The organism is Scytonema millei VB511283 (genome assembly GCF_000817735.3).
In the GTDB taxonomy this organism is placed as follows: domain Bacteria; phylum Cyanobacteriota; class Cyanobacteriia; order Cyanobacteriales; family Chroococcidiopsidaceae; genus Chroococcidiopsis; species Chroococcidiopsis millei_B.
Genome location: NZ_JTJC03000001.1, coordinates 1020786 through 1043724, shown reverse-complemented (window position 1 = coordinate 1043724; position 22939 = coordinate 1020786). Strand labels below are relative to the sequence as shown.

18 protein-coding genes are annotated in these 22939 nt (G+C 44.0%); 11 read left to right on the top strand and 7 right to left on the bottom strand.

The genetic code is table 11. From position 1 onward, the window contains the following. Window positions 1-469: 469 nt before the first annotated feature. From QH73_RS04665 to QH73_RS04615, 11 genes are all read left to right on the top strand, one after another. Window positions 470-1951, top strand: coding sequence for a cytochrome c peroxidase (locus QH73_RS04665; protein WP_132866636.1), 1482 nt, complete (start codon window positions 470-472; stop codon window positions 1949-1951). A 33-nt stretch (window positions 1952-1984) separates the two neighbouring features. After that, window positions 1985-2855 (top strand): IS630 family transposase gene (locus tag QH73_RS04660; protein ID WP_132866633.1). Its coding sequence is split into 2 segments (ribosomal slippage): window positions 1985-2290 and window positions 2292-2855, totalling 870 coding nucleotides; the frame shifts between segments, so codons are not numbered across the junction. Between the two features lie 12 nt (window positions 2856-2867). Then, the gene (locus QH73_RS04655; protein WP_309476448.1) at window positions 2868-3740 is read left to right on the top strand and encodes a cytochrome-c peroxidase; all 873 of its coding nucleotides are present in this window, start codon (window positions 2868-2870) and stop codon (window positions 3738-3740) included. Window positions 3741-4130: 390 nt separating this feature from the next. Then, window positions 4131-5717: an NAD(P)H-quinone oxidoreductase subunit N gene (locus QH73_RS04650; protein WP_039715424.1), complete on the top strand. Its 1587-nt coding sequence runs from the start codon at window positions 4131-4133 to the stop codon at window positions 5715-5717. 285 nt (window positions 5718-6002) lie between these two features. Continuing rightward, the gene (gene plsX / locus QH73_RS04645; RefSeq protein WP_039715423.1) at window positions 6003-7019 is read left to right on the top strand and encodes a phosphate acyltransferase PlsX; all 1017 of its coding nucleotides are present in this window, start codon (window positions 6003-6005) and stop codon (window positions 7017-7019) included. Between the two features lie 83 nt (window positions 7020-7102). After that, window positions 7103-8095 (top strand): beta-ketoacyl-ACP synthase III, encoded by a 993-nt coding sequence (locus QH73_RS04640; protein ID WP_039715422.1) that lies wholly within the window; start codon window positions 7103-7105, stop codon window positions 8093-8095. Between the two features lie 103 nt (window positions 8096-8198). Then, on the top strand, window positions 8199-9068 hold the full coding sequence (gene fabD, locus QH73_RS04635; RefSeq protein ID WP_039715421.1) for an ACP S-malonyltransferase: 870 nt from the start codon (window positions 8199-8201) through the stop codon (window positions 9066-9068). A gap of 116 nt (window positions 9069-9184) precedes the next feature. Then, on the top strand, window positions 9185-9823 hold the full coding sequence (locus QH73_RS04630) for a lysophospholipid acyltransferase family protein (protein WP_039715420.1): 639 nt from the start codon (window positions 9185-9187) through the stop codon (window positions 9821-9823). A gap of 132 nt (window positions 9824-9955) precedes the next feature. Then, window positions 9956-10252 carry a DUF2288 domain-containing protein gene (locus QH73_RS04625; protein ID WP_039715419.1) on the top strand — a complete coding sequence of 99 codons (297 nt, stop codon included), beginning with the start codon at window positions 9956-9958 and terminating at the stop codon, window positions 10250-10252. 80 nt (window positions 10253-10332) lie between these two features. Next, window positions 10333-11391, top strand: a complete 1059-nt coding sequence (locus tag QH73_RS04620; protein ID WP_236146881.1) for an AI-2E family transporter — start codon at window positions 10333-10335, stop codon at window positions 11389-11391. A 198-nt stretch (window positions 11392-11589) separates the two neighbouring features. Further along, on the top strand, window positions 11590-13224 hold the full coding sequence (locus QH73_RS04615) for a glycosyltransferase family 39 protein (protein WP_039715418.1): 1635 nt from the start codon (window positions 11590-11592) through the stop codon (window positions 13222-13224). A gap of 905 nt (window positions 13225-14129) precedes the next feature. On the opposite strand, the gene QH73_RS04605 is transcribed toward QH73_RS04615, so the two are convergent. From QH73_RS04605 to QH73_RS04575, 7 genes are all read right to left on the bottom strand, one after another. Then, window positions 14130-15086, bottom strand: coding sequence for an NAD-dependent epimerase/dehydratase family protein (locus QH73_RS04605; protein ID WP_052290016.1), 957 nt, complete (start codon window positions 15084-15086; stop codon window positions 14130-14132). 373 nt (window positions 15087-15459) lie between these two features. Beyond that, complete coding sequence (locus tag QH73_RS04600) at window positions 15460-16779, bottom strand: NAD(P)H-dependent oxidoreductase (RefSeq protein WP_039715417.1); 1320 nt, start codon at window positions 16777-16779, stop codon at window positions 15460-15462. 460 nt (window positions 16780-17239) lie between these two features. Then, window positions 17240-18574: a GDSL-type esterase/lipase family protein gene (locus QH73_RS28625; RefSeq protein ID WP_052290015.1), complete on the bottom strand. Its 1335-nt coding sequence runs from the start codon at window positions 18572-18574 to the stop codon at window positions 17240-17242. A gap of 136 nt (window positions 18575-18710) precedes the next feature. Next, the gene (locus QH73_RS04590; RefSeq protein ID WP_052290014.1) at window positions 18711-20042 is read right to left on the bottom strand and encodes a GDSL-type esterase/lipase family protein; all 1332 of its coding nucleotides are present in this window, start codon (window positions 20040-20042) and stop codon (window positions 18711-18713) included. 2 nt (window positions 20043-20044) lie between these two features. Beyond that, window positions 20045-20593: a dTDP-4-dehydrorhamnose 3,5-epimerase gene (gene rfbC, locus QH73_RS04585; RefSeq protein ID WP_039715416.1), complete on the bottom strand. Its 549-nt coding sequence runs from the start codon at window positions 20591-20593 to the stop codon at window positions 20045-20047. Window positions 20594-20681: 88 nt separating this feature from the next. After that, window positions 20682-21341, bottom strand: coding sequence for an acyltransferase (locus QH73_RS28620; RefSeq protein WP_374189014.1), 660 nt, complete (start codon window positions 21339-21341; stop codon window positions 20682-20684). 282 nt (window positions 21342-21623) lie between these two features. Next, complete coding sequence (locus tag QH73_RS04575; RefSeq protein ID WP_039715414.1) at window positions 21624-22805, bottom strand: glycosyltransferase; 1182 nt, start codon at window positions 22803-22805, stop codon at window positions 21624-21626. Between the last annotated feature and the right edge of the window lie 134 nt (window positions 22806-22939).

Below are 22939 nucleotides of genomic sequence, written 5' to 3'. Positions count from 1 at the left end.
TAATCAAGAATAAGCCCAAATAAAAAATAGTAAAAATCCAAAAAATAGACCCGTGCAGCTAAATAAGATTAATGCGGTAATTTCTTCTAATTCTTTTTCAAATGTCATAATTATTTCTCAGGTCTTGGCTATTGACTTCGCTGGCACAGAGCCAAATATAGAATAATTGATTTTTTGAAGATTTCAGACTGGAAGAATTACCGAAGTTAGTGTGAAAGATTAGCTAGTAAAAGCTGTTGTTGTGTAAAAAGTTTAAATTGGCAGCTAAATTAAAAAGAAAAGGTAAAGCGATCGCCCTGCTGCTGATGCAGATCGATCTATAGCGTGTCTAACCAATTGTGAAAATATCGTCCATCTGTCTGCGATCTGCTAATTGTGCTTTCACAAATGACCAATGACCAATGACCAATGACCAATGACCAATGACTATATATCAAAATATTACGATTTTAAGTAATTGAGTCAACCAATGTTGTTTTGTGGAAGCAGAGATTTTATCTCTACTCAAACCAACAAAGGGAATTTTGCCATGAGTCATGGTTTGAAGCATAAACCACCAAACGAGTTATCGAATAAAGAAAACGAAACAGTTTTTTATCGTTTTATAGCTCGTTTTTTTGCGAAGCTAGCAGCTATTTTTTGGGCTGGCGTTCGCTTTTTTACTTCGTTTTTAGCTCGGCAATTCGGAGGAAATCAACTATCGAGAAAACTCAAAACTAGTATTACGATCGCCCTGCTTGCGATCTTTACAGTCTTAACCGGACATACTGTGTCGGCACAAGTTGGTAGTCCGCCGATTGTACCTTTAAACCAAGTCTCCATTCCCGAACCCGACAATATCGGCGAATTTATTCGCAACAAAACCGCCGCGATCGCTTTGGGAAAAACTTTATTCTGGGATATGCAACTCGGTACGGATGGTAATGTCACTTGTGCAACTTGCCACTTTAAAGCAGGTGCAGACAGCCGCTCGAAAAACCAAATCAACCCAGGATTAAGAGCAGGCGATCGCGTATTTAATCTTGCTGGCGCGCCTAATTATCAGTTAACAGCGGCAGATTTTCCCTTTCATAAGCTAGAAGACCCCAATAATATCGCCTCTAGGGTTATATCTGACAGCAATGATATTGCAGGCTCCCAAGGAGTATTTCGAGCTAATTTTGTCGATATCGTGCCTGGAAGTGATAAAGATAACGTCACGCCGCAGCCAGATGATATTTTCAGAGTCCAAGGTATTAACACACGGCGCGTCACAGATCGTCACTCTCCAACTGTCATCGATGCTGTTTTTAACTTCCGTAATTTCTGGGACGGTAGCGCCCAAAATATATTTAATGGAGTCGATCGCTCTGGATTGAGAAACCCAGAAGCGTTTGTCTTACAAGCCAATAACCGCAGACGCTTGCGGGATGTACCAGTCAGAATTAAAAATTCCTCTCTGGCTTCCCAAGCCGTAGCACCAATAACTACAGCAGTTGAGACAGCAGCCGAAGATTTGCCAATAGCACCATTAGTCATCGATTTATCTGATACGGATAACACCGTGAGGGTGAGAGATACTAACGGTAATGTAGTCGATAGTAACAGTGCTGATATCGCCGCCTCAACAGATGCGATCGCACAAAGCAGTGATACGACAGCACAATCGACCCGCCGCAGAATTATCAGGAGAATAGGGAGAAAGGCAGGTAAAAAACTCCTTGCTTTACCACCTTTAGCAAAACAGCTCGTCGCTGCCGATGACAGCGTTTTAGGTGCTTTCAGCAAAGCACCTCAGCCAGGTTTAAATAAAACCTACGAGCAGATGATTCAAGAAGCTTTCCAACCCCAGTGGTGGGACTCCAACATGGTGATTCGCGTCAATCCGAATACGGGTAGGCGAAGATTTTATCGCCGACCGCGAAACCGTCCCCTATCAACAATCGAGTATAGCACTCGAAACAAAGATTAGGACATAATAGAGGAGAAATCAACGAGAGAAAAAATGCCAGCTCCCTATAGTTATGATTTGAGAACAAAAGTCATACAGGCAATAGATGGTGGAATGGGAAAAACCCAAGCCAGTAAAATCTTTAAAATTAGCCGGAACACCATCAATCTCTGGCTTCAGAAAAGGGAAGAAACAGGAGATTATCGAGCAGAAGATGGATATCAGCGAGGCTATGGCGCAAAAATTACCGATTTAGAAGAGTTTAAGGAATTTGTCCGAAAACATGGCAGTCGAACTCAAAAAGAAATGGCTTCTTCTTGGCAAGAAGAAATTAGTGACAGAACTATTGGCAAAGCTTTGAAGAAAATTAGATTTACTCGAAAAAAAAACTTACGGGTATCAAGAAAGAGATGAAGCCAAAAGGCAAGAGTTTCTCGAAAAGATTGGTCAAAAAGGCATAGAAGAGCGAGTATATATAGATGAGTCAGGAATAGATAATCGAGACGACTATGGTTATGGCTGGAATGAAAAAGGACAAAGATTCTTTGACTTGAAATCGGGAAAAAGAAGTATGAGAGTTAGCATTATCAGTGGTTTATGTCAAGGTAAATTGATAGCTCCATTCACATTTGAAGGCGCTTGCAATCGCTTAGTTTTTGAGCAATGGTTATCTGAAAAGTTGTTACCGCATTTAAAACCAGGACAGACTTTAATTCTAGACAATGCTACCTTTCATAAATCTGAGAAAATCCGAGAATTAATCGCCCAAGCAAAATGTGAACTTGAATACTTACCGCCTTACTCTCCCGATTTAAATGAGATTGAGCATTACTGGTTTCCGATTAAAAACCGAGTAAGGAAATCTCAAGGAACCATTGAAAACTTTCGTGAACGAGTAGATGCTTCTGTTCGTCTTGCGTCCTAATCTATACTTCGAGTGCTATATACGCTGGCAGAATACAATTTTTCGCTATTCTTTGGATTAGCAGTTCAAGCCTATGAATCTACTCTAGTCTCCAGCCAAACACCCTTCGACCAATTCTTAGCGGGAAACCGCAGTGCTTTTACCCCACAGCAACAGCAAGGATGGCAGCTTTTCACTCGCAGGGGTTGTATTGGCTGTCATGCAAGTACAGAACTCACTGCGGCTTCGTTTCGGAATGTTACTGGTCGCGGTAGAATCGGACGAGCGCCAATCCCTGGAACCCCTGTGGAAGATACGGGATTTTTTGCCATTGGAGTTAGACCTCCACAGGAAGACGTTGCTTTAGGTGCTGATGACGGGTTTGGCAATTCGCTCTCTGAAGCACGGTTGGCACAGCAAGGGAAATTCTCGCAATTGTTAGGAGAAAATCCACCCACGCTCGATCCACCCCTAAGTCCCAGCGATACCATCCTGGCGAATGGAGCCTTCAAAACCCCAGGACTGCGAAATATAGAACTGACTGCTCCTTACTTTCATAACGGCGGAACTTTGACTTTAGAGCAAGTCATAGATTTTTACAGTCGCGGTGGAGATTTTGGCGGTTTGCCAGTGCTGAATTTGACCAATAATGAAAAACAAGCGTTTGTCGCCTTCTTGCGCGGACTCACCGACGAGCGAGTTCGCTTTCAAAGAGCGCCCTTCGACCATCCACAGCTTTTTATTCCCAACGGACACCCAGGCGACCAAAATGCTGTAGTTAATGATGGGAAAGGGCAAGCCACAGACCAATTACTAGAAATTCCTGCCGTGGGACGTAATGGAGGCAATCCGATTCCCGATTTTCTCTCTAATTTCTCCACTACGGGGACAACTTTGAGTCAGTGACCAGTTGTCAGTTATCAGTTAACTGTTAACTGTTATCAGTGTAGAGATGTTGCATGTAACCTCTCTACAAGATTTACGATCGCATAGCCCGATTTTTCGGGCTTTTTCTCTTTCAAAATATGATGGCTAATATTCGGTATATCTAGATTAGCGATCGCCATATGTAACTGAAATCAGCTATAAGAAATTTGCAATGATATGCATTCACTCGCCCTAATGTAACAAGCAAAACTTATCCTCTCAATCCCAGTTAACGCTAATATTAGCTGGGGTGGCGTGACCGAAAGGGGATCGGATTAAGAGAAAATAAAACTAACACAGTCAGTCCTAATGCTCAACGATCGCAACTGATTACATCGCAACTGATACATCGCAACTGATACAAAGAGTATGGATTTAGCCAATCTTGCAACCCAGTTGAATGCTGGGACGATTTTGCCAGAGAGTATCGTCCTCGTTACCCTCATGGTAGTTTTAGTTGGTGACTTGATTGTGGGTCGTAGTTCCTCGCGCTGGGTTGCTTATGCAGCGATCGCAGGGCTGCTTGGCTCCATAATCGCTCTCTATTTTCAATGGGATATTGCCAATCCAATAGCTTTCTTAGGCGGCTTTAATGGTGATGACCTGAGCATAGTCTTTCGCGGCATTATCGCGCTGTCTGCCGCTGTCACCATTTTGATGTCGATTACCTACGTCGAAAAAAGCGGTACGGCTTTGGCGGAGTTTCTTGTCATTTTGCTCACCGCCACTTTAGGGGGAATGTTCCTGTCTGGAGCAAACGAGCTAGTGATGATTTTTATCTCTCTAGAGTCTTTAAGTATTTCCTCTTATCTACTGACGGGATACACCAAGCGCGACCCCCGTTCTAACGAGGCGGCGCTGAAATACCTATTGATTGGTGCTTCCTCTACAGCCGTCTTTCTCTACGGCGTATCCTTACTATATGGATTATCCGGTGGAGAAACCGAATTGAGCGCGATCGCCACTGGGATCGTCCAAGCTAATGCGGGTCAATCTCTCGGTCTGGCGATCTCCCTTGTCTTCGTCATTGCGGGAATTGGCTTCAAAATCTCCGCTGCACCTTTCCACCAATGGACTCCAGACGTTTATGAAGGTGCGCCCACTCCAGTCATTGCTTTCTTATCTGTAGGTTCTAAAGCCGCTGGGTTTGCCCTTGCCATTCGCCTTCTTTCTACTGCTTTTCCCTTACTTTCTAGCGAGTGGAAGTTTGTCTTCACCGCCCTCGCTGTCCTGAGTATGATTTTGGGTAACGTCGTTGCTCTTGCTCAAACCAGCATGAAACGGATGTTGGCTTATTCTTCCATTGCCCAAGCCGGATTCGTCATGATTGGTTTAATTGCAGGTACGGAAGCAGGATACGCCAGTATGGTATTTTACCTGTTGGTATATCTGTTCATGAACCTGGGCGGCTTCTGCTGCGTCGTTCTGTTCTCCCTCCGCACGGGAACCGACCAAATTAGCGAATACTCAGGTTTATATCAAAAAGATCCCTTGCTGACACTGTGCCTTAGCATTTGCTTGCTATCTTTAGGAGGGATTCCACCACTAGCAGGTTTCTTCGGCAAAATCTATTTATTCTGGGCTGGCTGGCAAGCCGGACAGTATGGATTGGTATTGCTAGGACTAGTTACCACCGTAGTTTCAATTTATTACTACATCCGTGTCGTCAGGATGATGGTGGTCAAGGAACCGCAGGAAATGTCCGATGTGGTAAAAAACTATCCCGAAATCAACTGGACTTTATCAGGGATGCGTCCGCTACAAGTGGGTATCGTACTTTCTTTAATTGCGACATCTCTAGCTGGAATTCTCTCTAACCCACTGTTTACGCTGGCAAATAATTCCATTGCTAATACGGCGATCCTGCAACCCATCATTATCAGCTCCGCAGGAGCGCAAAGCTTTGCACCAGTACCTAAAACTGCGCCACCAGTAAGTTTGACAGATCGGACTTAATTGCTTACCTTTTAGCAGGAGATAATTCAATTCGTAATTGGCGATTTGCAATTCGCAATTACTCCTGACTCTTACGGGCGGGTTTGAACGAAGAATTATTTGTTCTAGTACAGATCTGCGAAAAAACCCGCCCCTACGACCTTCCGCTCGCTCGGGTGGGTTTGAACGAAGAATTATTTGTTCTAGTACAGATCTGCGAAAAAACCCGCCCCTACGACCTTCCGATAACTGATAACTGATAACTGATAACTGGTAAGATCTTTAAGGTTTCTGGAACTGTCATCAATGGGAAAGACTCGCGCACGAATCGCAATAGACGCTATGGGGGGAGACCACGCACCCGCTGAAATTGTTGCTGGTGCTCTGCGAGCAAGGGATGAATTAGGCGTAGAGGTCATACTGGTGGGCGATCGCCAGCAGATTGAAGCCGTCTTGCCCGCTAATACTAATCTCGGTCAGTTAGAAATCGTCCCTGCCCAAGGGACGATAGAAATGCACGAGGAGCCTCTGAGTGGCATTAGGCGCAAGCCCAAAGCTTCGATTAACGTAGCAATGAATTTGGTCAAGCAAAAACAGGCAGATGCCGTAGTCTCAGCCGGACACTCAGGTGCAGCGATGGCATCGGCATTATTACGTTTGGGAAGACTATCAGGAATCGATCGCCCAGCGATTGGAGCCGTGTTTCCCACAATCGTTGCTAGCAAGCAAGTTTTGATCCTAGATGTGGGTGCAAACGTCGATTGTCGCCCCAAGTTCTTAGAACAATTTGCGGTCATGGGGACGGTTTACAGCAAATACGTTCTAGGTATTCCCGAACCTAAAGTCGGTTTACTAAATATTGGCGAGGAAGAATCCAAAGGGAACGATCTCGCGCTTCAAGCTTACCAACTGCTCCAAGCTAATCCTAAAGTTCCATTTGTCGGAAATGCCGAAGGGCGAGATATCCTCTCCGGTGATTTTGATGTAATCGTGTGCGATGGCTTTGCTGGTAACGTGCTGTTGAAATTTGCCGAAGCAGTGGGAGAAGTGTTGCTGCAAATCCTGCGTGAAGAGTTACCCCAAGGATTGCACGGTCAGTTAGGCGTATCGCTGTTGCGACCAAACCTGAAACGCATCAAGCAGCGGGTAGATCATGCCGAGCATGGAGGCGGATTACTTTTGGGTGTCGCCGGGATCTGCATTATCAGCCACGGTAGCTCTCAAGCACCGTCGATTTTTAATGCCATTCGTCTGGCAAGAGAAGCAGTAGACAACGAAGTGCTAGAGCGGATTCAAGGCTCGGTAGCGATCGCGGAAGAATGAGGAGCGAGGAGCGAGGAGCGAGGAGCGAGGGAAAAGTTTAATCCCCTCACCCCTCACTCCTCACTCCTTCTACAGGGAGAAGCATGGTACAACAATCAGGCATAATTATTACAGGTAGCGGTTCCGCCACACCAGCAACCGTGTTAGATAACCAGAGTCTCAGTCAACTGGTAGACACATCCGATGAGTGGATTAGAAGTCGTACGGGCATCGGTAGCAGGCGGCTAGCCACGGCAGCGGAGTCTTTAAGCTCGATCGCTGCCGCTGCTGGACAAGAGGCGATCGCGATGGCAGGCATTACACCAGCCGAAATCGATCTGATTCTTTTAGCAACGTCCAGCGCCGACGATCTTTTTGGCAGTGCTTGTCAAGTCCAAGCACGGTTGGGTGCGAGTAATGCCGTAGCCTTCGATCTGACCGCAGCTTGTTCTGGATTTGTGTTTGGTATGGTCACTGCTGCCCAATACATCCGCACGGGAGTCTATCAGAATGTCTTGCTGATTGGGGCAGATGTGCTGTCTCGTTGGGTAGATTGGGAAGATCGGCGTACCTGCGTCCTATTTGGCGATGGTGCGGGAGCTGTCGTGATGCAAGCAGACAAACGCGATCGCTTACTCGGATTTGAACTCAAAAGCGACGGTACGGAAAATCACTGCCTCAACCTCGGCTATCAAGGCAACTCAAAACAACTCATGGATGGGGTGGAAGTGACTCAAGGAACTTATCAACCCATCACCATGAACGGTAAAGAAGTCTATCGTTTTGCCGTGCAGAGAGTTCCAGAAGTCATTGACAAAGCTCTATTTCGTGCCAATCTCACTGTTGACAACATCGATTGGTTGCTCCTACATCAAGCCAACCAGCGCATCCTTGATGCTGTAGCCGATCGCTTAAAAATTCCCGCCCATAAAGTTATTAGCAATCTCGCCCATTACGGCAACACCTCCGCCGCCTCCATTCCCCTGGCACTCGACGAAGCAGTCCGCCAAGGACAAGTGCAACCCAACCACATCATCGCCGTCTCTGGCTTTGGCGCAGGCTTGACTTGGGGAGCCGCCGTCTTTCAATGGAAATAGGTGAATCAGTTATCAGTGACCAGTTATCAGTGGCTAGTGGCTGGTGACTGGTGACTAGCCACTAACCACGAGCCACCAGCCACTCACAAATGACAAATGACAAATGACTAAAACAGCATGGGTATTTCCAGGGCAAGGCTCGCAAGCAACTGGCATGGGGATGGATTTGTTAGAAATCGACTATGCCAAAGATAAGTTTGCCCAGGCAGAAGAAATTTTAGGTTGGTCTGTAGTTGAAATTTGCCAGAGCGAAGATGACAGCCTGTCGCGTACGCTCTACACCCAGCCTTGTATGTACGTTGTAGAATCTATTCTTGCCGACTTGTTACGACAACAAGGACGACAACCAGACTTAGTAGCAGGTCATAGCTTAGGAGAATATGCTGCTCTCTACGTTGCTGGCGCGTTTGATTGGTCGTCGGGATTGCGTCTGATTAAACGCCGTGCCGAACTGATGGACAGCGTTTCTGGTGGGATGATGGCAGCTTTAATTGGTTTCGATCGCGCCCAATTAGAAACTCAACTGCAACAAATGTCCGATGTTGTCCTGGCAAACGATAACAGCCCAGCCCAAGTCGTAATTTCTGGCACTCCCACCGCCGTGCAAGAGTTGATTGCTAGTATCAAAACGAAACGGGCTATGCCTTTAAAAGTATCGGGAGCCTTCCACTCGCCATTTATGGCAGCAGCCGCCAGCGAGTTTCAACAAGTATTAGCAACCGTCACCTTTAACACGGCGACAATTCCAGTTTTATCGAACGTGGAACCAGTACCAACTGTAGATGCAGCGATTTTAAAAGATCGATTGACACGTCAAATGACAGGTGGAGTCCGTTGGCGCGAGACAGTTCAGCACTTTGTAGAGGAAGGCGTGCAACAGGTGGTAGAAATTGGTCCAGGTAGCGTCCTGACCGGATTAATCAAGCGGACTTCCCCTGACTTAGGTTTAGAAAATATTAGTGGTAAGTCGTAAGTTGACAGTTATCAGTAACTAGTGGAACTAGTGGCTGGTGGCTAGTGGCTAGTGGCTAGAACTGCTTCCTTGTCCCCCTTGTCTCCCGATTCCCGACTCCCGACTCCCGATTCCCCATGCCAAAAGAACGCGAACCATTTGCCAGTCTGCTGCTGTACTACCTATTTAAATATTCGGTGGTCAGTCCGATGCTGCACGCTTATTTTCGGGGACGAATTTTTGGGGCAGAAAATGTCCCCCAAAAGGGATCGTTGGTGGTCGTGAGCAATCATGCCAGTTATTTCGATCCGCCACTTCTCTCGGCTTGTATGAGACGACCAGTTGCTTACATGGCAAAAGAAGAGTTATTTGACGTTCCGGTTTTGAAGCAAGCAATTGAGTTGTACGGTGCTTATCCCGTCAGTCGCGGAGCGGGCGATCGCAAGGCTATTCGCGCTGCGCTTAAATGTTTAGAAGATGGCTGGGCAATAGGCGTGTATTTAGAGGGAAAGCGCACATCTGACGGACGCATTACCGATCCCAAACGCGGAGCCGCATTACTCGCCGCCAAAGCCCAAGCTCCACTCTTACCCGTCAGCCTGTGGGGAACCGAAAAAATTTTAATCAAAGGTTCTGCCGTTCCCCGTCCCGTTCCCATCACCGTGAGAATTGGCAAAGTCATTCCCCCTCCTACTTCTACCGACAAGGAAGAATTACAAGCCGTCACGCAAAAGTGCGCCGCCGCGATTACTACGCTGCACGAATTGGGAAGATAATCGGTTATCAGTGGCTAGTGGCTGGTGGCTAGTGGCTGGATTCTTTATCTAGTCACCAGTCACTAGCCGCTAGCCACTCACTGCTACCTCCTAAACGATAAACTGTAAAAATGTTGTTACAACCTCAGACTGATGGAAGATTTAAGAACAGAACTGGCGGAAAGTTTAGATAGAGCTGAGTGGGAGTGGTTGATTCCTCATGCAATGCGAGATGCACTGGTAGTTGTTGCACCACAGCTCGATATTCTTGATGTTGGGGTGGCGATCGCGAATGATAACGTGAGTGCGGTACAACATTGGATCGGTGAAGCATTGATTGCTAAGCCTTCTACCAATCAACTTTCTGATTGGAATAGCGATCGCGCTAGGCAGTTTAATACTCTGATCGTCCAACCATACGTCCTCGTACAAGAGCTATCTGTTGCTTGAGGTAGGTGATTATTTCCAGCAGTTACCATATGCTGTACTCCTAGCTGGAGATCTATGTTAAGCAAATAGCGATCGTACTTATGAAGCCAGATATGCAGGAACCACCGAATTTTTGGGAACGCTTAAATAATTTGGTGTTGGTGCGTTTCTTGCTACTCTTTCTTTCTGGATGGGCTTCTATCTTGCTGCTAAAATATTTCGAGGATGTGATTGCAATTTTCTCATTTGCTGCGATCTTAGCGTTTTTACTCAGCTATCCCGTACAGTGGTTGCAAAAATACTTGCCTCGCTATGTAGCAGTTGCTATAGTTTTCCTCATTAGTTTAGTATTAATTATTGCGCTCACAATTACTGTTGGTTTATCGTTAGTATCTCAAGCACAACAGTTAATTAATAGTATTACAGCTTTTTTGAACTCTTTAATTCCTTTAGTAGAAAACCTAGAGGTATTTTTACGCAATCGTAATATTATAGTCGATCTAAATGCTATTCAACAACAGTTACAAAATCAAATTCTCTCAGGACTGAGTGTGGGTTTATCTTATAGTTTTTCTACTATTCAAATATTTTTTACTAATTTTCTCAATTTAATTCTGATTGCGGTAGTTTCCTTTTTTATGCTGCTCGACGGTCAACGACTTTGGGGATTTATTCTAAAGTCTGTACCGAAAAATCGACGGGCAAGATTTGAACTTATTGTGAAGCGAAAATTTTCAGGTTTCGTACAAGGTCAACTCATTCTAATGTTATTCTTAACGACTTCTAGCTTTATAGTTTTCTTAGTATTAAGCGTACCTTTTCCTTTAGTTTTAGCAGCAATCGTGGGGGTTTTTGATGCAATTCCTGGGATTGGAGCAACTTTAGGAGTTGGAATTATTTTTCTAATTGTTTTATCTCAAAATGTCTGGCTGGCATTAAAAGTATTAGCTGCTTGTATTATTTTGCAGCAGATTCAAGATAATTTAATTTCTCCTAGAGTGATGCAAGGTTCTTTAAACGTCAATCCAGTCGTAATCTTTTTTGCATTACTGGTGGGAGCAAGAGTAGCAGGATTATTAGGTGTTTTTCTGGCTATTCCCATTACTAGCGTGATTGTCAGTTTGTTTGAGATTGATGAGATGAAAGCAGAAGTGTCTTAAATGTTATTTGTCATTTGTGAAGAGCTTTTATCGTAGGGTGGGCAATGTCTACCTCAGGTTATCATTATGGTGGCCAATGCCCACCCTACCAGTTTTATTGCTAAGCACGCAATTCATATAAAGATTTTTAAACTAGGGGATGCGATCGCCCGAAATTTTACGTCTTTCGATGAAAATATTAAAGATCACACTCGTTGAATGCATCGTTCCCTCAGTAGCAAAAATTTCCCCTGGTTGCAGAGATTTCTCGTAGCTATTTTAATTTTAGGTATATTTTTTCGCTTAATTAACCTCGATCGCAAAGTTTACTGGTTTGACGAAGGCTTTACTTCTTTAAGAGTTGGCGGTTATGTGATTCGAGAAGTCGTACAGCAAACTTTTAACGGGAAAATTATTGATGTTAGCGAATTTCGGCAGTATTTAAGTCCAAATCATAACCGCAATTGGCTAGATACGATCGCATCATTAGCAATAGAAGATCCGCAGCATCCACCACTTTATTATTTAATGTTGCGTCAGTGGATGCAATGGTTTGGTAATTCGGTAACAGCTATCCGCAGTTTGTCTGCTGTTACTAGCTTACTTGTATTTCCTTGCATCTATTGGCTGTGCCGAGAATTATTTCCATTATCGCCCTTAACGGGATGGATGGCGATCGCTTTAGTTGCTATTTCTCCGTTTCACGTCCTCTACGCTCAAGAAGCGCGACAATACAGTTTATGGACTGTGACAATTTTACTTTCTAGTGCTGCTTTATTACAAGCCAAGCGCTGCTACAGTCGATTGAATTGGGGAATTTACGCGATTGCTCTTACATCTGCTCTATATACTTTTTTATTTTCTGCTTTTGTGGCGATCGCGCACGGAATTTATATATTGGTAACTGAAAATTCGAGTCGAAGGTGGCGCTGGACAAAAACAGTTCGAGCTTATTTATTGGCTACAAGTATAGCATTAGCAATCTTCACCCCTTGGCTAGCGATCGCTATTCGTAACTATGGCAGATTGCGAGATTCAACGAATTGGATATCCGCTGCTAAAATATCTGCTTGTCAGCTAGTCTTTTCGTGGGGAAATACGATAAGACTAATTTTTTTCAATGCCACTAATTTAGACTTTTTAATCTCGCCAGTGACTCTGATTTTAGTCGGATATGCAGCCTATTTCACCTATCGGTTCTCCGAACGTAAAGTTTGGTTTTTTCTCTTAACCCTATTTGGAGGTACAGCCTTATGCTTGGCAATTCCAGACTTTATTACTCAGGGACAAAGAACGCTACAAGCTCGATTTTTAATTTCTTGCTATCTTAGCATTCAAATTGCTGTTGCTTATCTTTTTACTACTAAAGTTGTTTCCCCTCATTTTCCTCAATGGCAAAGAAAAATTTGGCTATGGATAGCGATCGCTATCTTCACAGGTAGTATATTTTCTTCTACTAAAATTGCTTACTCAAAAGCTGCGTGGAACAAAGGTAAAAATCAAAATGACAACGAAATTGCTCGAATTATCAATCAGGCTACTCGTCCGCTAGTCGTTGTCAGTAATTATCAATCTCTGTACGATTGTAATGCTACTTATTTATTTTCTTTTAGTCATCTTCTAAATCCAAATGTTAAGCTTTTACTAATCAATCAAAAAAATATTGCAATTGATACAGCGCAATTTAGTGATGTATTTTTATATAATCCCTGCGGTTTGACAGATTTCAAATCTAGATTTGCAAGGGAGTTTTTAGCACTGATAGCTCGGCTTAAAACAAAGCAAAATTATATAATCGAGCCAATAAATGTCGAACAGTCTAATGTTATTTGGTCATTAAAATCTGTGCAATGATTTTAGAGGCGCATGGCTGTGCGCCCCTACGAATGTATTTTACCTGCATAAGAAACGCTATAATTATAGCCCTTCTTAAAAGATTCAGCCCCTAAATTTGACTTTTAACCTTGTAGTCTGTCCTCAAAACTTCCGAATAGCCAGTTGTCAATTTTGTTTTATTGATTGCGGGTTGCTTTATAGCTTCGATCGCGTGCAAAAACAACTTTGTGAAAAGCCTAAAGCAGTAAACAGGAATTAGCAAAACCCAGAAAAAGGTTGCTACAATTAGAATTGTAAAAGCTAAAAATTTATCTTCTACTGAAGGATCGGGCTGACGATGAAAGAAGGTCATCCAATTCATCAAAAAGTAGCAACTGCCAGCTAAGAAAATGCAAATTGATGCTGCAATGATAGTGTTCATGCCAAATTACACGGTTTTAGGTTAAACAGCGGTCACAAATAGTTCTTGAGATTTGCTATTTTGACGGTCATGCGTCATTTGCTAATTGCTAATGCTATTTCTCATCAGAACTTTTCAGCTCGAATGAGACGTTAGACTTAGCAATCTGAAATAACTTTAAAATCGCTGGCGATCGCGTTATTGAATACACGTCATCGGCTTTTTATATTGTTTTTATTATTACCAACAACAATCGAGCGATAACTCTCCTTACGAACAGTTTATGACATATGAAGTTGCGATCGACTCAAATTAACTTCAAATTAACTATTTTATTATTTGGCAGCAACCGCAAATTTGCCGATAGGTGAAATTATCTATATTTGTAATCGGGTAAAATTACGGAAAATCTAAAATTTTTAGAAAAATCACTGAATTTTGACATGTGTGAACTCAACAAATAAGCGTAAGGGAGCAGAAAGATAGAAATACTTGCTGCTCCTTCACAAAAACTCTCATCGCTCTAGGCTATTGACGCAGTATGGAAAGGATAGTTTTCTGACTGACGGTGAGGCGATCGCGCCAATGTAAAATGACTTTGGATCGAATCGGTAAGAGTAAAGAAATTTAATAATTGTTCCGCACCTTGCCGAGGATTCCAACCACATTGAAAATCAGGGAAAAACTGATAAATCTTGTCAAAAGTCATAAATAGACCGCGATCGCCAAAACCATGATGCCCAAAGCTAAAATTCTCAACTTGAAAAACTTCTGCTACCATAGCAGCAATTTCTATGAGTTGATAGTTATGATTTGTATCACCAACATTAAAAATTTGTTGATGAACGAGAGGACGCGGTGCTTGGAGAATGCAATTGATAATTTGGCAAATATCTAGAACGTGGACGACAGGACACCAAGATAGACCCTTGCCAGGAATATTAATCTTGTTAGCCGTCCAAGCTAATCCTGCCATATTGTTAAGAACGACATCAAAGCGAATGCGGGGAGAAGCACCGAAAGCTATTGCCGGACGGAGAATTGTCGGCGAGAATTCTACCGAGGCGATCGTCAGTAGATCGCTTTCAATCGCAGCTTTACAAGTAGCAGAAGGAGTTTGAGGACGAACGGGAGATTCTTCCGTGACGTATTCTTCCTCACCCGCACCATAAACGCTACAGGACGACAAATAAATAAAGCGGCTGACTCCAGCAGCTTTGGCTAAGTTTGCCAAGTGCATAGCATCTCTGTAGTGGATGTTACAGGCGATTTGCGGATGCAAGGCTAGATTCCCGCAGATTTCTCCCGTATGTATGACTGCGTCAAAATTTTGCAAGTCGGTTACTGCCAGCTGAATCAAAGATAAGGCAGCACCACCATTCGCTTGACTGACGCTAATCACCTCATGACCTTGTTGTTGGAAGCAGGCAACAACAAGGGAACCTACATATCCTTCAGGATCGGTAACGAGTATTTTCATTGTTTTCCGATAGCACCCTTGAATATCAGTTATCAGTTATCAGTTGTCATAGGGGCGGGTTTAACAAATAGATAGACAACTCATAGCGGTTTTCAATTGAAATAAAACACACGACCGTAGGGGCGCACGGCTGTGCGCCCCTACAGATGTCACGCACGCAATCGAGAATTGCTATCAGGCAGTTTTTCTTCGGTCAAAACCCGCCCGTTCAGTCGTAGGGGCGGGTTTAACAAATAGATAGACAACTCCGGCAGTTTTTCTTCGCTACAAAACCCGCCCGTTCAGTCGTCGAGGAAAGAGAGAGTCGCGGAGCAAGATAAGTCGCGAGTCACAACTGATTCCGAATTCCGAATTCCGAATTCCGAATTCTCCTTTACACTGCTACAGGAGATTTTGCGGTTGGCTGAATGCCGAAATGCGCTTCTTGTTCTGCCCGTAATCGATCGCACAGTCTACCTGTAGGTAGTTCTACGTCGTCGTAAGTGAGAACTTTATCTTTTGGCAAATCTCGCTTCAAGCGACAACCAACAGCCAAACCCATTGGTAAAAGATTTTGCGATCGCACCACGTCGGCATTTTCGCATTGTCCGTAAGTCATGTACTCGCCAATGCCATCGAGAGTTTCTCCAGCTTTGAGGTCGATTTTGGCAGTGGTGACGACTTCGACTACAGCACCAGCAATCGGAGTCATGACAGGATCTTGACATAAAACCGCCCGCGCTACTGATAAGGGAACTTCAAAATGGCAGAGGTGGTAGGGAGTATAAAAACTGTAGAGAGGACCTTCGCCCAACTTGTAGAGATTGAGATAGTGTCTCTGTTTCGGGTCGTCGTGAGTTCCAAAGACATACACCCCTGGACCGGGTTTAGCACCAACGGCATAATCGACAATCCCACCTAATGCTTTTAATTGGTCGAGATCGTATTTAGATGTCATTTCATCTACATGACCGTCATGGTAGTAGCCCAACATCCCGCGCTTGGCAACTTGCATACCTGTAGCGTTAGCCACGATCGCCTGCTCGAAGGAAATCTTGGTTCCGTCAGCAAAACTCGTTACCATACAAGGGTTTTGTCCCCAACGCTGAGCAAAACCCGCTTGGGTGGTAGGATTGCGGTAAGGATCTTGCAGTCCTTTAATGTTGCCGCAGACTAGCGGAGTTAAACCGATACTCTTGACAAAACGGTAAAGATTCATCTGCACGCCTGGTTGGTCGCCATCGCAAGCCGAGAGGATAACCCCAGCGCGATCGGCATAGACTTTGAGGATAGGACCGATCGTCCCGTCGAGTTCCGCATTCATCATAATGACATGCTTGCGGTGGGCGATCGCCTTCATAACGACATGCGCCCCAAATTCTACCGCGCCCGTGACTTCAATCAAAGCATCAATGCCCGTAGCTTGACACAACAGCATTGCATCATCTGTGACTGCATACTGTCTGGCGGCGATCGCTGCTTCTAAGCCAGATACAGTCTGGACAGCTTTCGCGTCTTCTATTCCCGCCTCGCGATAAGCACGCATGGCTTTCTCGACATCGCGGTTAAAAATCGCTACCAATTCCATACCTGGGACGGAATTGATAATTTGGTTGGCAATACCTCGTCCCATAAAGCCAGCACCAATCATCCCCACGCGAACGGGGTTGCCTGCTTCTGCCCGTGCTTGTAAAGCGCGATCGACAACGATCATGATGTATGTTCCTTAATTCAGTTATCAGTTATCAGTTATCAGTTATCAGTTGTTGTAGGGGCGGGTTTAGATCGATGGACGACTGAGATAGTTAGTCTTCGGTCAAAACCCGCCCGTACAAGTAGGGGCGGGTTTAGCGAAAAGACTCACAACCACAGCAGTAAATCTTTACTCAAAACCCGCCCTTGCAGTTATATAGGTATCTTGCCGCAGATAAAAATAAAGCAATTCTGGTGGAATAATTTCATAGTGTTTCTACAGGAGATTTTGGCATTCCGGTCTTGAGTGGAATTGAAGTATGGTTGCTGACATGGTTCAGCTATATCGTTTACACATCTCTAACATTGATTGAAAGTGATTTTTGGTTTATGGTTCCCAAGCAGTAAAGCTGGAATGATGAAATACAAAAAAAGGGACAAAAAGCCCCTCCTGCAAGAGTCTGACTTGGCGATCGCCTCAACTACGCCACTATACTAATTTGAGTTGGATTTAGGTTAGGTAAGCCACTGAACTGAGCTATGGTGACAGCTGAATTCGTACCAATACCATCCGCATCAAAACTCAATATACCTGTAGCGGTATCGTATAAAAAGTTGGCATTATTGCCGAGAGACTGGGGATTGTTACCACTAACAAACGTGCCAGTAGCAGCAGCAGTCAAACTTAACGTTACCCCAGCTGTTAAACCACCACCAAAACCGCTAGCAGAGATTTGAATTAAATCGTCGGTGGCGTTAAAGTCAGTAATCGTATCGCCGCCATCTGTATAGGAGCGATACACGAAAACATCTCTTCCACCACCGCCAGTTAGCACATCCGCCCCAGCGTTGCCCGCGATCGCATTTCCCACCGCATTCCCGATTAGCGTGTCATTGTATCTAGAGCCGTCAATGTATTCGATATTAACGAGCGTGTCGCGATCGACTGTGAACGTACCTTGGCTTATACCTAAATCTTGTAGGGCTTCGTACCATAAACTCGCAATCTTACTGTAACCTGTAGTCGTGGGATGCAGTCCGTTGTCATCTGGTGGTCTAGATATATCGTCCGTCGTCAGAGAACTCATATCGACGAACTTAACTTGTTTGCCCTCCGATCGCTTTTGCTCCACAATCCCAGGAATGGCAGCATTATACTCCGCTATCTTTTGTACCCGTTCCTGGTTGTTGGTCGGTGGAATGGTGGCTACAAATACATAAGTATCTGGGGAATACTGGACGATTTTGTCAATTAAATTGCTCAGCTCTTGGGACATTTGCCCTACAGAATCTCCGTAGGTGTCATTTGTGCCAATCGTTAATAGAACGACATCTGGTTGGGAAGTATTCAGCCATTCATTAACTTTGCCGTCGATCTGGTCGATCGTCCAACCGCTATGTCCTTCATGGTCTTTATCGCTGAGGGTTGTAGGTCCATTGGATAGGGAACCGACAAAATCTATATTAATTCCATTAGCCTGCAATAACTCCGACAACTTCAGGCGATAGCCGCCTGAGTCAGGATTTACATCACTGACAAAACCATAGGTAATCGAGTCACCCAGGGGCATCAACTTGGCTGTGCGCGTCGCTACGTCCGCATTTAGATCGACGGTAACACCACTGGTAGCGTTAAAATAACTAACCGTGTCGATTCCCGCGCCACCATCTAAAGCGTCTTTGCCCGTACCACCAATCAAAATGTCATTGCCAGTCCCTCCGATAAGCGTGTCATCGCCTTCTAATCCATAGATGATACTGTCCTGGGCATTGCCCTGCAAATTGTCAGCAGCTTTAGTACCAAATATTTCTGGCAAAACTCTACTCCCCACACTTACTGGTTGACTGTTCTATCCGCAAAATTACATCTATAGATAGATGTAACAGCTAGATATTTACAGAATCAACCCGGCGAAGAGTAGTTTCGCACGTTATGCTTCAGTTTTACCGAAATTAAGCAATAATTTGAATTTGCTCCCAATTTAAACTGGGTAAGCTCCTGAGTCTGGCTATGGTCATGGCTGCATCAATCCCAACTCCATCTTGGTCAAAACTCAGAATGCCCGTGGCAGTATTGTAGAGAAAATTGGCGCTCGTACCCAGAGCAAGGGGATTATCGCTGCTGACAAAAACACCTGTTGTTGCTTCCGTCAAGCTCAAAGGCGTACCCGCAACTAAACCACCACCAAAATAAGCAGCAGAGAATTGGAAAAAGTCATCTGTACCAAAATCGGTAATGGTATCGTTACCATGTTGAGGCGATCGATAGATAAAGGTATCTATACCCCCACCCCCAGTCAGAATATCCCTACTTGCAGCACCTTCTAGGACGTTATTACTAACATTACCTAATAATTTATCCTTATAAGCCGTACCAATCACGTTTTCGACGCTGCTGATAGTGTCGCGCTCCACGAGCGCGTCATACCATTTATTCCCAATTTTTTTGTAGCCTTGATAACTGGGGTGAACGCCATCTGACCCGAGATCGTCAATGGTTAAACTACCCTCTGCATCTACAAAAGCAACTTTTTTACCTTGGCTAACTTTGTTGTTAACCAGTTGGGGAAGCAGAGCGTTAAAGTCTTCAGCGTTTTCTGCTGCTTCTGGTTTTACACCTTTAGATCCATTTGGATCGATCGGTGCAATGGAAGAAACAAAAATCTGCGTGTTGGGTGACTGCTCAGCAATGCGGTCGATCAGGCGGCTCAGATCGCCATACATTTCATTGACAGAACTCGTTCCCGTGTCGTTCGTGCCAATCGTCAATAGTATAATGTGCGGCTGATAGGTCTTAAGTATACCTGTGTCGAGTAAAGCAGAAATCTCATCAGTCGTCCACCCGCCATGTCCTTCATGGTCTCGATCGCCGAGACTGCTAGGTCCATTGGATAGCGAACCCACAAAATCTATGCTCAAACCATCCGCCACGAAATTTTGCCACAACTGAATCCGGTAGGCTCCTGGAGTCGGTTCGACACGGTGTCCGCCTGCGGTCTTGGAATCGCCAAGGGGCATAATTCTCGGCGTTCTTGATGTTCCGTATATCGGCGCTAAGATAACACCTCGGTTGAGATCGGCTATAATTCCCCTGCTGGATTGGCTGTAATCTACGGTATCGATACCGTCACCACCAATCAGTCGGTCTTTCCCCTTGCCTCCGATGAGAATATCGTTACCTGCTCCACCATCAATAGTATCGTCGCCTCCAGCTCCATTGATGATGTCATTTTGGCGATCGCCACGCAAAATTTCGGTAGCTTCAGTACCGTTAATCGCGCTCAACTCTAGACTCCTACACTCGCGGGTTCTAACAGTAAAGACCAAGTTGCATCTTTAGGCGAAATCTCGCTCACAGGTAAGCGCCACTCAATCGCCAGCGCCGGATCGTTGTAGCGCAGTCCTTTTTCGGAACCTGGAGTGTAAAACTCGCTCACTTGATACACGACTTCAGCATTAGGCGTGAGGGTTTGATAGCCATGAGCAAACAAATCCGGTACGTATAAAGCTCTGCGATTTTCTGCCGAGAGTTCTACGCCAATATGTGACAAATATGTCGGAGAATCAGGACGCATATCGATAATTACGTCGTAAATTGCACCTTGAGTACACCGGACTAACTTAGTTTCTGTAGCTGGGGGAGTTTGATAGTGCATCCCCCTGAGCGTGCCTTTTTTGTAATTAAAAGACAAATTACACTGAGCGACAGTTGGCTTTAATCCGTGGTCGATAAATTCCTTCATGCAAAAAGTTCGAGCAAAGAAACCTCTATTGTCAACTCGCTCGTCTAAGTCAATAATGAATGCGCCTTTGAGTTTTGTTTCGATAAATTTCATGAATTTCTCCAAAAAAATTGCAATGAATGTCTATAACTAAACCCGAACTCTCCGTCCTCATCTTGAGATTTCAAGCAGTGCTTTATCTCTACAATTTGTTGTCAGCATCATGTCGTTGAGAAATTACCTTAGCAGGTACACCCACTGCCACAGAGTAAGGTGGAATATCTTTAGTTACCACAGCTCCGGCTCCAATGACACTTCCTCTACCAATGGTTACTCCATCAACAACTCTGACTCCACTACCCAGCCAGCAATCATCCTCGATCGCAATTCCCTTTTCTTTGTAAATAATTCCTTGTCCTCTAATGGGACGAGTACAATCCGAAAAATTATGATTGCCAGCATAAATTCCGCCATGAGAAGCAATCAAACAGTTGTTCCCAATGCTGATAGATTTACCAGACAAACATGTATAAGGTCCAATGTGAGTATTTGCGCCAATCTCAATCGTACCCAGAGGATGAACTTTGATATCAACTCCACGTTCAATTAATGTCCCATCTCCGATCCGAATTCTGCTATTGTGAGCGGAGCTTTTTAAGCGAACGCCAGACTCAAGAGTTACCGAATCTCCAATCCAGATTTTGCTATGTTTTCCGACGTTTTTTAAGATAACTCCAGACTCAAGCGTAGTTCTGTTGCCAATTTCGATTCCATGAGGACGCAAAAGTTGAACGCCTCGATGAATTTGAGCAGATGTACCTAATCGCGCCAAGATAGTGCGATAGATTGGCATTTTTAAAATCGAAAATGGAATCCATTCCACCAATTTTGTTACTACAACTTCTTTCCTACATAGCCACTTTGACAAAGACAGATCGTTGACAAAATCCATAATGCTGTATCTCTCTACTAAGCTTTAGTTTGTCCAATCTCCCATCTAAATTTTTTACAATCGAAGCTTTTAGTTGTTTGACAGTGCGTTTATGATTGGAATAGCTGGTGAGAAATCCTATAACTTTGCTTCAAGATACTACGCAAGTTTTTGATTTTAGGCAAAGAAGTATCGATGAGTTTAGCACTTAATTTAATTAAGTGCAGCCCGACCAGTTGTTAAGACTCCACTTTCAGAATTCTGATTTTCTTTTGGTAATATATTAGGGGTAGCTTTCCCTAATACTTGTTTCAAGACTTCTTGATACCGTACAGCATTGAATGTATTGACAACTTTTTGACGACTCTGCTCCCAATCGACAGGATACGCTACGCCATGAATAATATTTAAAATTGACATGACAATTGACTCAGCCGTAGGTTCGCATGTCCAAAAGTCTACTTCAGGGTTAAAAAATTCGGTCAAGGCAGGAGCATTCATAGTTAAAATCGGCAGTCTCATAGCAAGAGCTTCATTCAATTTATTTGGGAGAGCATGGCGTGCTGCATCTCCATCTCCAAAAATACCTAATGCTAGATCGCAGTTCTCAACTAAATATTTAGGTAAAGAGCCATCAGCGAAGTTGAGATCTTTTCTGAGAAAAACACAATCTCCAAGATTTGCTAGCTGAATCTTCTCAGTATATGTGGAGAAAATAGGTCGATCTACACCAAATAAATTGCAAGTAAACTTAACTTCTTTTTCCTTTAAAGTTTGCATTGCTTGCAAGATCTTATCTATGCCGTGCAGCGGAATAAACGTTCCCCACCAGCAAATTTTAAGTACGCCATCCTGCATGAAACTTCTTTGGTGCAGTAGCGTGGTAGAAGTATTGCAGTTAGGAGCAATAAAAACCTTACCGCGATCGACATGAATATCGAGTAGTTTTTCCCAATATACTAATTCGTAATCGGCACTATGGATCAAATAATCCGATTTCGTGAGAGCCAAGATATCGAACTCTTTAAAGGCTTTGGCTTTTTTATCATCGATTTGAATCGTTTTGTATTCTTTTACATAATTGTCGTAAAGCGAGATATGCATCTCTACAATTAATTTTTTCCGTAGAAGCTTTGCTACCCAAAGAGCATTTTTAATATAAATGGTATTTTTGGGCAGCAAATATATGACATCGGCAAAGATAGCCTTCACAAAAAGATCGATCCAAGCAAATATAGCTAAGAACTTGTTGCTCGTCCAATAAAAGTCAGGGTTAAATTGAGCAACACAGTAGTGCGATCGCTGAAGCAGATCGATCAAAACTTTAGAACGGTAATTAACCGGAAAAGACTTTCCATATAGTAGAATTTTGATTGCTCTTGTATCTGTTGACACGGTGATTTCAGTCCTGAGTTGAAATAGAGTGTGGGATGTAGAGACAAGTCACAAGTTGCAAGTCGCACTTAACAGCTAACAGTTAACAGTTAACAGTTAACAGTTAACTGTTAGCCACCAATTACCAAAATCTG